General features: G+C 47.2%; 13 protein-coding genes. 4 read left to right on the plus strand and 9 right to left on the minus strand.

Annotated elements, in window-relative coordinates; all coding sequences use genetic code 11:
• Positions 1–123 precede the first annotated feature (123 nt).
• From GA003_10345 to GA003_10365, 5 genes are all read right to left on the minus strand, one after another.
• Positions 124–585 carry a hypothetical protein gene (locus GA003_10345; protein ID QXD26456.1) on the minus strand — a complete coding sequence of 154 codons (462 nt, stop codon included), beginning with the start codon at positions 583–585 and terminating at the stop codon, positions 124–126.
• Positions 586–639: 54 nt separating this feature from the next.
• Positions 640–3,744 carry a CusA/CzcA family heavy metal efflux RND transporter gene (locus GA003_10350; protein QXD26457.1) on the minus strand — a complete coding sequence of 1,035 codons (3,105 nt, stop codon included), beginning with the start codon at positions 3,742–3,744 and terminating at the stop codon, positions 640–642.
• 11 nt (positions 3,745–3,755) lie between these two features.
• Positions 3,756–5,351 carry an efflux RND transporter periplasmic adaptor subunit gene (locus GA003_10355; GenBank protein ID QXD26458.1) on the minus strand — a complete coding sequence of 532 codons (1,596 nt, stop codon included), beginning with the start codon at positions 5,349–5,351 and terminating at the stop codon, positions 3,756–3,758.
• A 19-nt stretch (positions 5,352–5,370) separates the two neighbouring features.
• The gene (locus GA003_10360; GenBank protein QXD26459.1) at positions 5,371–6,657 is read right to left on the minus strand and encodes a TolC family protein; all 1,287 of its coding nucleotides are present in this window, start codon (positions 6,655–6,657) and stop codon (positions 5,371–5,373) included.
• A gap of 294 nt (positions 6,658–6,951) precedes the next feature.
• Entirely contained in the window at positions 6,952–7,128 is a 177-nt protein-coding gene (locus GA003_10365) for a hypothetical protein (GenBank protein ID QXD26460.1), read from the minus strand.
• Positions 7,129–7,452: 324 nt separating this feature from the next.
• Here GA003_10365 and GA003_10370 point away from each other — a divergent pair, with 324 nt between their 5' ends.
• Together GA003_10370 and GA003_10375 are read left to right on the plus strand one after the other, a co-directional pair.
• Entirely contained in the window at positions 7,453–8,004 is a 552-nt protein-coding gene (locus tag GA003_10370) for an ATP-binding protein (protein QXD30403.1), read from the plus strand.
• 65 nt (positions 8,005–8,069) lie between these two features.
• The gene (locus GA003_10375; protein ID QXD26461.1) at positions 8,070–9,689 is read left to right on the plus strand and encodes a peptide ABC transporter substrate-binding protein; all 1,620 of its coding nucleotides are present in this window, start codon (positions 8,070–8,072) and stop codon (positions 9,687–9,689) included.
• Between the two features lie 12 nt (positions 9,690–9,701).
• Here the strand turns inward: GA003_10375 and GA003_10380 are convergent, their stop codons facing one another.
• The 4 genes from GA003_10380 to GA003_10395 all read right to left on the minus strand — a co-directional run bounded on the left by GA003_10380 (position 9,702) and on the right by GA003_10395 (position 11,831).
• The gene (locus GA003_10380) at positions 9,702–10,157 is read right to left on the minus strand and encodes a tRNA (cytidine(34)-2'-O)-methyltransferase (GenBank protein QXD26462.1); all 456 of its coding nucleotides are present in this window, start codon (positions 10,155–10,157) and stop codon (positions 9,702–9,704) included.
• A gap of 6 nt (positions 10,158–10,163) precedes the next feature.
• Positions 10,164–11,075 (minus strand): homoserine kinase, encoded by a 912-nt coding sequence (gene thrB, locus GA003_10385; protein ID QXD26463.1) that lies wholly within the window; start codon positions 11,073–11,075, stop codon positions 10,164–10,166.
• Between the two features lie 15 nt (positions 11,076–11,090).
• A complete protein-coding gene (gene smpB / locus GA003_10390; GenBank protein ID QXD26464.1) occupies positions 11,091–11,561 on the minus strand; it encodes an SsrA-binding protein SmpB in 471 nt (156 codons plus the stop codon).
• A 69-nt stretch (positions 11,562–11,630) separates the two neighbouring features.
• Complete coding sequence (locus GA003_10395; protein ID QXD26465.1) at positions 11,631–11,831, minus strand: DNA-directed RNA polymerase subunit omega; 201 nt, start codon at positions 11,829–11,831, stop codon at positions 11,631–11,633.
• Between the two features lie 163 nt (positions 11,832–11,994).
• On the opposite strand from GA003_10395, the gene GA003_10400 reads away from it, so the two are divergent.
• Positions 11,995–12,303, plus strand: a complete 309-nt coding sequence (locus GA003_10400; protein ID QXD26466.1) for a divalent-cation tolerance protein CutA — start codon at positions 11,995–11,997, stop codon at positions 12,301–12,303.
• Between the two features lie 65 nt (positions 12,304–12,368).
• The gene (locus tag GA003_10405; protein QXD26467.1) at positions 12,369–12,527 is read left to right on the plus strand and encodes a small basic protein; all 159 of its coding nucleotides are present in this window, start codon (positions 12,369–12,371) and stop codon (positions 12,525–12,527) included.
• Positions 12,528–12,532: the final 5 nt, after the last annotated feature.

Genomic DNA, 12,532 nt, shown 5'->3' on the forward strand with positions numbered 1-12,532 from the left:
GCTTTAAAAAGATCAAAAACATCTAAATTCGACAATAAATTCTCTCCTTAGACAGCCGACATTATCCAAGATATTTCGATCAATCTGCCTCAAATTGGATAGCCCACTCCTATTCAATTAAACTTAGCTAGAATGTATAAATAACTCAATGCGTCCGATCTCGGCCAGATCACCAACGATTGCCTCAGGGGCAAACCTCGCACGGTGCCTGTGCCCCAAATATCTACTGATTAAATGTCGATGACGAATGTACTGGTAGGAGGAATCTAAGCGCTTCCCGTTCTTATTAAACACTTCAAAGTGAACATGGGTATCAAACGGAAGCCTGCTGATTCTTGTAAGTTTTAGATTCACATACAATAGAACATCATCGCCCACTTGCTTTGTGAACGCGTCCTCAATCAAAACGGCTTCCGAGTCGTTATTTACTTTGAACTGAATATTGGTCGAGCGATCCGAAAATTGAACGGTTGATCCAAGTGATGAATATTCACGATCTTCTAATTCCGAATTTTCTGCGACTGAGAGACAACCGCACAAGGTGATAAACGTAGTAGCTAGAATCAAGAGCAGAAACTTATTCATTTAAGTATATTAAATATTGTTTGAAAGATTTCTTTGTAAAGGCACCCAGGCAATTCAGTGAGCCTTATATTCCCTTCCAAATCTGGAATACAGGCTTGGAACAACGATCATGTTGAGAAATGTGGACGTGATAAGCCCGCCGAGGATGACAATAGCCATAGGGGCTTCTATTTCTTTTCCTGGTTCACCCATTCCAAGGGCTAGAGGAATAAGAGCCAGCGCAGCGGTAAGGGCCGTCATAAGGATCGGATTCAATCGTTCCATAGAACCCTGCCTTACCGCCCCGGCTAAAGGCACACCTTCCCTCATCAGTGTTTGGTAATGGGAAATCAGTAGGATTCCATTTCGGGCTGCGATACCAAAGAGGGTGATGAATCCCACCAGCGATGCCACGCTTACAATACCATCGGTGAGGCGAACCGCCCAAACACCGCCTATTAGTGCCAGTGGAAGATTAACCAAAGCAAACAGAGTATCCCACATGTTGCCGAATTGGTAATATAGAATCAGGATAATGATGGCTAATGAAACGAGCGATAGAATGGTAATGGCTCTCGAAGCGGATTGCTCACTCTCGAATTGTCCGCCGTATTCGACGTAATAGCCTGAGGGGAAGTCCACGTTCTCTTTTACTTGGCGTTGAATGTCCGCGATTACTCCGCCCAAATCTCGACCGGCTACATTCGCCTGGACGACCAGCTTCCTTTGAGCGTTCTCACGGCCAATTTGATTGGGGCCCATGTTATAGTTTACTGAAGCAAACTCCGACAAAGGGACCATTTGGCCGGTTGGAGTATTCACTAAAGCATTTCGAATTGCCTCCAAACTATCACGACTGCTCGAATGATAACGCACCACAATGTCAAAGGCGTTCTGACCTTCGAGCACTCGGCCAGCTTTTTCACCATTGAATGCAACGTCCACTGTGTCCGCCAATTGACCAGCAGTAATACCATACAAGGCCATCGCTTCACGATTGAATTGGATGGAAATCTGAGGAATATTTACCATCGGCTCCACCGCCAAATCAACGATTCCAGGAATCCCTTGCATTTGCGATTCGATTTCACTGGCGATGACACGAAGCTGATCAAGGTCTGGTCCAAAGATTTTTACCGCAATACTCGCACGAGTGCCTGACAGCATATGGTCAATTCGATGGCTAATCGGCTGACCAACTGTAAATTGAGCTCCAGCAATCCTGCCCAAGGCCGCTCTCGCTTCTTCCATCGCCATCTCACGGTCTACTGCCTCAATATCTAATACTACTTCAAGCTCACCCGCATTTACTGGCTGGGCATGCTCATCCAGTTCCGCACGACCCGTTCTCCGCTGAACACTAAGAACTCCGGGAACTCCAAGAATTTGCTGTTCCGTCATACGCCCCATTGCATCCGATTCGTCCAACGAAGTTCCTGGAGCTGTTAGGTAACTGATGGTTAATGCGCCTTCATTAAATTCTGGCAAAAATGATCTTCCCAATGAGGGAGCAACAGCCAAGGCACTGCCTAACAGGACCAAAGCACCCGCAATTGACATCCAGGGATAAGCCAGAGCCAAATTTAAAGTCACCCTATAAACAGGCTTCAGCAATCCGGCCATCCAACCTTCTTTTTCTTTTCCAATGTTCCGAGCCCTAGGTAACAGCAAAGCCGCTAAGACAGGGGTCACCGTCAGAGCAATCACCAGGCTGGCAAAAATAGATAAGATATAGGCAACGCCCATAGGCCGGAGCAACCTGCCTTCCACCCCGCTCAGGAAAAACAAAGGGAGAAATACAACCGTGATAATCAGCGTAGCGCTCACCATTGGCTTACGGATTTCTTTAGAAGCCAGCAGCACCACCGTGTTGACTGCTTGCTTTAAATCAGCTGGCTTTCTGTGGTTTTCTCTGAGCCGTCGAAATACATTTTCAACGTCGATGATGGCATCATCCACAAGAGCCCCAATTGCGATGCCGATTCCTCCAAGCGACATGGTATTGAGAGTAAATCCCATCCACCGAAAAATCAGAAAAGTCGCAGCAATTGACAGGGGAATTGCCAACACTGAGATGAATGTGATTCTGAAGTTTCCCAGAAACAGAAAAAGAATGACAATTACCAGAAGGGCTCCGTCACGCAGTGCAATCAAAACGTTTTTGACCGCCACATTGATGAAATCGGCCTGCCGGAAGGAATCCTTTTGAACAATAACTCCTGGAGGTAAGTTGATTTGTATGTCAGCCAATGCAGCATCAATGCCTTCAGTCAGAGCTAGTGTATTAAATCCTGGTTGTTTTGTGACCGACAATACCACCGCCGCATTACCGTTAGCCGAGGCAGTACCTAAGCTGACTGCAGGACCAATCTGTACTTCTGCTATGTCTTCAAGGAGTATCGATGCTTCACCACGACGACCCACCACAGATCGCGCAAGATGTTCAACGGTATAAGCACGACCCAATCCACGAATCTGGTATTCTTTCCCCTTAGTGCGCAATAGCCCTCCCGAGGTGTTTTTACTAGCCTCCTCGGCAGCTTCATAGACTTCTTCCAAGGACATCCCAAAGGCTGCCAGGCGGTCTGGATACACATTGATTTGGTACTCCTTCAACTCACCTCCGATAGGAACTACTTGAGCAACACCCGGTACAGCGAGTAGTCGGCGACGCATGGTCCAATCGGCGATGGTCCGCAATTCCATGGGAGATACAACTTCATCCTCATCTGTCCTTTCTGCATACAGACCAACCAACATGATCTCCCCCATGATGGACGCCATCGGTGCCATAACCGGTTCCGGAATATCGGGAGGTAAGGATCCGAGAGCTGCCTGAAGTTTCTCCGAAACAATTTGCCGGGCGGCATAGACATCCATGTCCCAATCAAACTCGACATGCACAATACTGATACCTGGCGCAGAAAACGAACGGACTCGTCGGACGCCGGTAGCGCCATTCACAGCGGATTCAAGGGGAAAGGTAACAAGAGCCTCCACCTGCTCTGGAGCCATACCGTGTGCTTCGGTGAGTAGAGTTACGGTGGGTGCGTTTAAGTCCGGAAAAACATCAATAGGTAGACGCAAAGCCGTGTAAAATCCACCGGCCAACAAACCGAGAGCAGAAAAGAGAACCAACGCGCGGTTCTTTAAGGAAAATCCAATGATCGCATCAAACATAGAATACCTCCTTAGTGAGCATGGCCGTGGCCCATTTCACTCGTCGAAAGTGAAGCGATCCTAATGAATGGAGCACCTTTCGTCACAATACGTTCACCCGGGAATATCCCAGAAAAAACCTGAACGTAATACCCGTCATTTACTCCCAGCTTCGGGTATCTTTTCTCTATCGTTTCTCCGGCTGTTTGAACGTAGACGATGGGGATTCCTTCTTCTTCATGAATCGAGGTCATTGGCACGGTTAACTGCATCTCTTCAGAATCACCACTAAGAAGGTTGGCCGTACCTTTTGTTCCAGGATAGAGTCCTAGGGTTGAATTATCGAACATGAACCGTAGTAGCGCCACACCGCTACCATCCTTAATGAGAGGTGTTTGTGTGAGTAACTGGCCACCATGCGAAGATAGCTTATAAATGTTTTCCCTTCCGGCGGGTTTAAAGCTCGCGTCAGTAACCGGCGAATCTGGACTCAATCGTGCGAGCACCACATGAGCTTCGAGAATCAGCTGAGAAGTATTGGTTATTAGAGCAAGAGGATCACCTGCTTCGACCCGTTCACCAGGTTTCACGTATACTTCAGTAAGGATGCCATCAAGGGGTGAATTCGTTTTGGTATGAAGATTAGAGAAGTCGTCCAAATCACTCTGCCAACCTGTTTTGTCTACCGCTGTTCGGAGGGTTTGGTACTTTATTTGAGCTTCAAGTACCCGCTTATCTGATACGGCGTTGCTTTCTTTCAGACTTTCAACACGGCTCAACTCCGCTTTCGCCAATTGATATTCCTCAACTAGCTTGGAAAGTCCTCCTGTCCAAGAAGCATCAGGTTCTATTGTCAGCAAGACCTGTCCCTTTCTTACTCCGGAGCCCAGCTCCATATTGGTTTCACTGTTTTTAAAACTTACGATTCCTCCTACGGGCGCTGGTACCAAAGCTTGTCCATTAATCGGCAGCCGCAAATGGGCTATTGAAGATACCGCATTTTGAATGGGTCGACGCGTGGCTACCACAGTCTCGTAATCGATTTTCCACTGCTGTTCTTTTAGAAAGGCTATTTCATTCGGATTCTCTGAGTCTTCCGGGTGATCATGAGGCAACTTATCGACTGACGGAAACACCTCTACAAAATCAAGGACGTGTACATCCTCCAGCTGCGAGCCTCGAAGGTGAAGTTCCATGCTAACCTCCCCGAAAAAGGTGGGGGTAATGGTGGGTAAATAGATTCCGTCTCTTACCGGCGCGTCGGCTGACACGGTATAGGTTTCGCCCGATGGATGCACAAGGCGAATTTCGAGTGTGCCTTCTGTAACCGGAGCGAATTCAGGGATACGGGTAAGGTGAATAATAAGCTGCTCAGATCTGCCTTGAACTAACTGACCGTGTTCCATGAACAGTTCTGATTTCTCAGTAAATTGAGTGATTGAAATTACTTCGACATGGTCGTGTCCATGATCATCGACTTCCACATGCTGCGAATGGTTATGATCATCGTCATCGTGGCTGTGGAGAGAGGCTGACTCACCACAACCGTAAAGTAACCAAGTCAGACTCAAACTGAAAGAAGCAAAAATGGGATGAAAAGGTGATTTGAATGTTCCAAAGCGTTTCATAATTAAATGGGCTGATAAATTAGGGATGAGTGGTTGAAGTTGCGGTGACGTAGGCTAGATCGATGGCTGCTATCCGCAGTGACTTTTGTAGTTCAATTTCTTCTTCAGAAATCTCTAAGTAAGCTTCAACAGTATCGAGGTATTCAAGCAGGCTAGTCTCTCCTGCTTCAAATCTCACCGCTGTGATGTTTAGAAGCGTTGCAGCATTGTCAGAAGCGGCACCAAGCTCGTTAATGTCCTGCCAAGCTTTACTTACTTGTTGCCAGCGATCATAGGCGAAAACGGCCTGACCTTTAATGAGTCGAACCGCTTGGTGGTAGGCTACTTCTGCCCGAACAGCTTCTGCATGTGCTCGTGATACTGCTCCTTGATTCCGGTCAAACAAGGGGATTTCCACTGCGAGTCCAAGAAAGAGGCCGTCTCTCCCTCTATTGTCCTCCATGTGGGCGGCTTCCAACGATAGTTCTGGCAGGCCCTCTTTTTGGCTAAGTTTGCGTTCACTTCGTTTCCACTCATGCATCGCTTTAGCAGCCTTGAGGTCGGGTCGATTTAGCAAAGCTATTTCGCGAACGTTATCCCTCTCTGAAAATGAATGTACCATCCAATCCATATCGGAAATTGAAGGGATACTGCCCTCAACGCCGGTCAGTTGACTGAAGCGGGAGAGTATATCCAATTGCTGGCTAGTGATCCGATTCTCATGAAAAGCATGGCGGGAAACAGCCAAGTTAACACGTTGGAACAAGCTTGGAGAAACATCCCCGCTGTCTACGGCTGCTTTCGCAAATTCCCGCGCTCTATCCAGGGCTACATGGGCAGCTTCATGGCGTTCATGCTCCAGGCGATTTGCTGCATATTGCGCAAACACCAGAGAAACTTCACGAACCGTATGCCTGCGCTGATCCTCAATCTGGTAAGCAGTCACTTCGCCTTTTAACTGGGCGGAGTCGATACGGGTTGATCGCTTCCAAATAAAATCGAGCGGTGCTGAAATTCCTGTGGTTGTTTCTCGGGAGTCATCAGCCCTGTTCGACCCTCGCAAATTTTCCCGCTCATAAAAGAACGAAGGATTAGAGATGAGAGCCGCTGATTCCTGAAATCCCTTGGCTTCATCTGCAGCCGCTTGTTCAAGTATATCAATCTGCGCAAATTTAACAGCGCGATTAACTGCAATGCCTATTGGAACCTCCTCAGAGTGAACAAACAAAAAGGGGATCAGGATTGAACAAAGCGGAATGAATTTAGATCGTAGATCCGTCCGATTCCAAGAGGTCAGACGACATATCGAAAGTTGTATCTGTTGCATAATGAAGCATGTTTCGTAGGGATTAAGGGTCGAAAAAGTCGCACGGCATGGCGACTTGGGCCTACATCCTGCACACACGTACAGGACAAGACAGTTTCAGTTACGAAACGAAGCTTCAGATCAAAAGACGGATACTTAACGCGAAGTATCCTAAAGGACAATTCTTGACCGGTGGTCCCCGCGTCAAAGAACTCAGATACTTGGCTTCCTTGTTTTCAAAGCGATCTAGTGAGCAAAAATCTTCGGATGGTAGAGCTGCTACCCATGTCAAAAGGGCACCGCTGACATCTGAATTTACGGACGCATACTCATTATCCGTCGAGACAATGTCGTGTGAACAGGGCTCATGATGTTCCCCAGCAGAATGGTGCTGGCTATGGTCATCTTCATGGTGATGATCATGATGGTCGCTATGTTTTCGCATACCATCACAATCTGGCTCGGTCTGAACATGAAAGGGTCCTGATTCATGCTTGCACAGCTGCACTTGCCCTCCCGCTGGTATCGCAAGGAGCAACGCTAAAAACGCAGCCGCATAAGTTTTCATCATCAGAGCCGTAGCAAGATCCAAAGTATCCAGTCAAGCTTAAGGGAGATCCCTATACGACAGGGGCACTGGCGAAGGTGTTGAGATCGCACTCGTTCTTTTGATCTATTATCAATTACCGGGACACGGAAGCCTTACCCGCCACCTGAATCCGTATCGCGAGGATTTCCTCCTTACCTAGACCAGAACAGTGTCATTGGAATCATATGCATCAATTCTGCAAAAGAACCTTCAAGTGAAGTGGATTCATCGCGGTTACCAGAAAAAGTCCCTTTTTAGTCCCCTACTTCCGCAAATACTTGATAACCAGGTCAGGATTCAGGAATCCGACTCCCTGTGGCTATATCGGAGAAGATTGCACCGACACACCCGCCCAGATTCAGCGTTATCGATCGAAGATCAGCGGCCCACTTCTTGATCGAATAGATCTGCATATAAAAGCGCCTGCTTTATCGATCGATGAGCTTAGAAATGCCAAGCCTGGTGAAGACTCGAAGACCATTCGTGAGCGCATCGCAGCAGCAAGGCAAATTCAACGAGAGCGATTCAAAGGTGAAAGAACCTCCAGCAACTCACGTATGTCTCAAAAGCATATCCGGGAGTTCTGCCAACTCGACCAAGCCATGGGCGACACGCTACAACAAGCGATGGAGCAACTAAAGCTCAGTGCACGTGCCTACGACCGGATCCTAAAAGTAGCCCGAACCATCGCAGATATCTCAAAAGAAAAGAAAATTGGGATGAATCATCTTTTGGAAGCCATCCAATATAGAAGTCTCGATAGAGATATTGGTTACTAAAAGAGATTGAAGTATGCTCAGACTGAGCGAATCGTAGCGGTATTATTACTAAGCTTTTTCCAATTTTGTTTCGTAGACCTACAATTCTGGTATTTGCCAGTTTGTCCTTGGCACTTTCGACGGCTTGCAAAAAGAAAACAACACCCGTTGAGAACGGGATCGCTCAACAAATCCTGCACGTGGGCAACGGTCTTGAACTTCAAGAGCTCGACCCCCACATCATTACAGGAATCAGCGAGATAAAAACCTTAAGTGCGTTATTTGAGGGATTAGTCGGGCAGGCTCCTGAAGACCTGAGTCCGGTATCAGGCTTGGCTAGCTCATGGGAAGTTTCTGATGACGGAAAAACCTACACCTTTCATCTTCGGGAAGGATTAACATGGAATAACCAAACTCCGTTAAGCGCCAGAGACTTTTCTTTCAGCTTTAAGCGCATGCTCAACCCAAAGCTGGGAGCGGCAAACGCCTACCTTTTGTTTGTGTTAAAAAACGCCCGATCCTACTTCGAAGGGAAAGTAGCTTGGTCAGAAGTCGGGGTAAGAGTCGAAAATGACCGCAAGCTTATCTTGGAATTAGAAAATCCTACTCCCTACTTTTTGCGACTACTCTCCCATCCTGCCTGGTATCCCGTTCCTGAAAAAGTGCTTAGTCAATTCGGAGATCCTTTGGGTCGTGCCACTGGCTGGACCCGAGCAGGTAATCTGGTCTCAAGTGGAGCATTCCAACTCGTTGATTGGCGAATCAATGAACGCTTGCAATTGGTGCGAAATCCTCATTACTGGGACAATGACACCACCCGCTTGGAGGAGATTTACTTCTATCCTACGGAAAACCGCGAGGCGGAGGAACGTGCCTATCGTGGAGGCCAATTGCATATAACTGAAGCTATGCCTACATCGCAGGTGAAACATTACCGCGATAAAGAAGACCCAGCACTTCAGATCGATCCCTACTTGGGCACTTATTATCTGCAGCTCAATACTCGCACAAAACCTCTAGACGATCCCCGAGTAAGAAGAGCACTGAGCCTGGTGATAAATCGGAATCTGATTACGGAAAAAATAACTCAAGGAGGACAACAACCAGCCTGGCATTTCACTCCACCTGAAACTGCAGGTTACACTGTGCCCATGTCTGGATCCGAAAACGAAGCTCAAGCGAAACGGCTACTCAATGAAGCAGGGTTTCCAAACGGAGAAAACTTTCCAAAACTCACCTATCTCTACAACACTTCTGAAAATCATAAAGCGATCGCTGAAGCGATTCAGCATACCTGGCAGAGTTCACTCGGTATTCAAATTGAACTCATCAACCAAGAATGGAAGGTGTACACGCAATCACGTGAATCAGGAGAGTTTGATATTCTGCGAGCATCCTGGGTGGCTGATTATGAGGATCCCATTTCCTTCCTCGATGTAATGTCGTCCAAATCGGGTAACAATTTTACGGGCTGGACCTCACCAAATTACGATCAGTTGCTAGAACAATCACACAGTTCTGCGAATCAAGCAGTCAGGTATGATCTGCTGGGAAAGGCAGAGGAACTGCTGGTAGAAGAACAGCCCATCATTCCTCTCTATTTCTACACGAGTGTTTATCTGAAACACCCTGCAGTTAAAAATTATTACCCTACTCTGCTAAACCACCATCCCTGGAAGCACGTTTACCTGGGAACAGAGAACTAGTACCCTTATCGATTATTGCAAATGACGCAATGCCTCGAAGGTGGCAATGCCTGCAGACGTTGCCAAATTCAAGGATCGGAGATCGGGGTTGGCATGAGGAATCGTGACCCGAAATGCCTCTCCCACTTCTTGGTGCAACCATTCAGGTGCTCCATGCCCCTCATTTCCAAACAACAGACCATCGTCTTTTTCATAGGATACGTCCCAGAATGAATGATCTGCTTTTGTCGTAAAAAGCCAAAGCCGTTTAGGCGCAAAGGCACTCTTACGAAACACCTGCCAATCTTCGTGAATATGAAGGTCCAGATCAACCCAATAATCCATTCCGCTTCGCTTGAGGTGTTTCTCGGAAATGGTGAAACCTAAGGGCTTAATTAAATGAAGCCTGGATCGGGTTATCGCCGCAGTACGACCAATGTTCCCCGTATTTTGTGGAATCTCAGGACAATATAAAACGATGTGAAGCACAGCAACTTACTCCTGAATCGAGACACCTTGATTGCAGGCTTTTAGAACACGTGCGCTGAAAGTCTGCTCTCCTCCCACAAAAACGCTTTCCATAGCACGAAGAACATCAGAAGACCTGGAAGCATCTGTCACACACAACAAGCTGCTACCACTACCACTGAGCCAACCCGTGTAGGCTCCGGCATCCATTCCTGCCTGGATCGATTCGCTCGCATGCAGAATGTTCGGCAAACGATACGGTTCATGGATATGATCTACGCGGGATGCAGAAAGCGCCTCATAGTTGCCTGAAGCAAAAGCAGCCACCAAGCAGGATAGACTATTCAAGCTGCTGATGACTTTTGGAAATGCAATCTCAGTAGGCAATGCCGTTCTAGAATCATCAGTTTTGATTTCCAGATCGGGAGATATCACAACAAAATCAAGCGCCTCTGAGACGTCAAATTTTTGGGTCCCCATATACTGCTTCGATTCAGGACAGTACCGAGCAACCGTAAATCCACCTAGGATGGCAGCCGATGCATTATCGGGATGACCTTCAATATCTGAGATCAATGCGACTTGGTCGTCCTTGCTGAGTGGCGAGTCTGCAAGATGATTTAACCCCGCTAATACACCACCACGGAGAATTACGCTGGAACCGAGCCCTCGAGCAATGGGCACTTCTGATTCGATATTAAAATCAAATCCAGTCGCAGCTTTTCCGATACGTGAAGCGAACCGTTGCCTTACTTCACTGACCATATCTACAGCTGCTTGTGGAAAGTCGGCTAATTCCCCCAAGTAAGTCACTTTGTCATCGCACCGCAAAGTAACCTTTACAGATCCATATAGACCGAGCGCCATTCCAAGAGTATCGAATCCAGCTCCGCAATTGGATGTGCTGGCTGGGATCTTAACAACAACGGATTCGCTCATAAATAGTTCGGATAATTATCGATGTCTAATGGCGCGTTCCATTTCGCGCATTTGCACCTTTTTCTTTAGATCGTGCCGTTTGTCGTAAAGCTTTTTTCCCAGACAAAGTGCAATTTCAATTTTCACTAATCCGTGTGTCATATACATTCGCAAAGGAATAAGTGATTTTCCTTGGGCTTCAAGGGCGCCTCGGATGCGGTTAATTTCGCGACGTTTGAGCAAGAGCTTTCGAGGACGACGCGGTGCATGATTATTTAAGTTCCCGAAATCGTACTCCGCAATGTGAGCATGATAAAGGAACACCTCGTTGTTTTCGACACGACAAAAAGCTTCATTGATCTGCGCCTTGCTGTTGCGGATCGATTTTACCTCCGTTCCTCGAAGGGCAATCCCAGCCTCGAACTTCTCACCAATCTCGTAGTTTCGAAACGCTTTCGCATTTCGAATCTCAGTAAGTCGTTCTTTGCCTTTCTTTTTTTTGGCCATAGCGGGATACCCAGCACACAAACGGGTGCCTCCCGACGTTCGACTTTGGGTAGATCAGTCTAAGAAGGATTAATCCTCAGCTAACTCGTAGCTGATCTTTCCTTCAATGATCTCCCTGAGCGCAATATCCTCAGGATCCAATCTCTCGAGAGATTCGATGAGGGGTTTTTGACCGAATTTCAGCTGTTTAACGCGGCGTGATACCAGATTAACCAGGATATTCGGATCCGGAATTAGTTTATTGGCTTCTTTTAGGTAATCGTCTCTCACAGGAGGTCTCAGGTTTGATAAATGGGCTTAAAGCGGATTTTGATGGGGCTACATCCCTTTCAGACGGGCTGAGTCCTCATAAAAACGAGCTAACTTGGTTGGTAATTTGACCTTTGGCAATGGGTTTTTTCATGAATACTGTTTGAATTTTAACCACCCGAAAATGAAGATAGCCTGGACTACCACCGAGACCCTCGAACAAGCAAAGACTCTAGCCAAACAATGCGTGGAAGCCAAATTGGCCGTCTGCGTGCAAATCAGCGCTCCCATTACTTCCATTTATCGCTGGAATGACGCGTTTGAGGAATCAAAAGAGTATCGAATTACCTTAAAATGCGTCGATTCCAAGTTTGAGGAACTCCAGCAGTTAGTTCTTAAAAATCACCCCTACGACACGCCCCAATGGGTAGCAACGGAGTTGTCAGAAGTTTCAGTGAGTTATCTAGCCTGGGCCGAAGAAGGAATTTCTTAAAGTTTCTCCTTGAAAGCTCACCCAAAAGAACTCAACTTTCCGGCCTTAAAAGCCAAATTAGAGATATGTCTCAGCACAATTCCTTTAAACCTGCCGGTGGTGCAGGATCCAAAAACAGAACGGTTCTCAAACGTTTCGAGCGCGTAGAGCTGCTCAAGAAACGCGGCGAATGGAAGGATGGCGAACGCGTCATCGGTCTGAAAAAGACCAAGCCCGAAGAATAAGCCAC

It is taken from the genome of Opitutia bacterium ISCC 52, from assembly GCA_014529675.2.
Taxonomy (GTDB): domain Bacteria; phylum Verrucomicrobiota; class Verrucomicrobiia; order Opitutales; family UBA2995; genus UBA2995.

Bases quoted from the DNA above. Each gene is read 5' to 3' on its own strand.
- smpB (QXD26464.1), bottom strand. From the start codon at position 11,561: ATGGCCAAAAAAAAGAAAGGCAAAGAACGACTTACTGAGATTCGAAAT.
- GA003_10405 (QXD26467.1), top strand. From the start codon at position 12,369: ATGTCTCAGCACAATTCCTTTAAACCTGCCGGTGGTGCAGGATCCAAA.
- GA003_10350 (QXD26457.1), bottom strand. From the start codon at position 3,744: ATGTTTGATGCGATCATTGGATTTTCCTTAAAGAACCGCGCGTTGGTT.
- GA003_10365 (QXD26460.1), bottom strand. From the start codon at position 7,128: ATGAATCAGGACCCTTTCATGTTCAGACCGAGCCAGATTGTGATGGTA.
- GA003_10360 (QXD26459.1), bottom strand. From the start codon at position 6,657: ATGCAACAGATACAACTTTCGATATGTCGTCTGACCTCTTGGAATCGG.
- GA003_10345 (QXD26456.1), bottom strand. From the start codon at position 585: ATGAATAAGTTTCTGCTCTTGATTCTAGCTACTACGTTTATCACCTTG.
- GA003_10400 (QXD26466.1), top strand. From the start codon at position 11,995: ATGAAGATAGCCTGGACTACCACCGAGACCCTCGAACAAGCAAAGACT.
- GA003_10355 (QXD26458.1), bottom strand. From the start codon at position 5,351: ATGAAACGCTTTGGAACATTCAAATCACCTTTTCATCCCATTTTTGCT.
- thrB (QXD26463.1), bottom strand. From the start codon at position 11,075: ATGAGCGAATCCGTTGTTGTTAAGATCCCAGCCAGCACATCCAATTGC.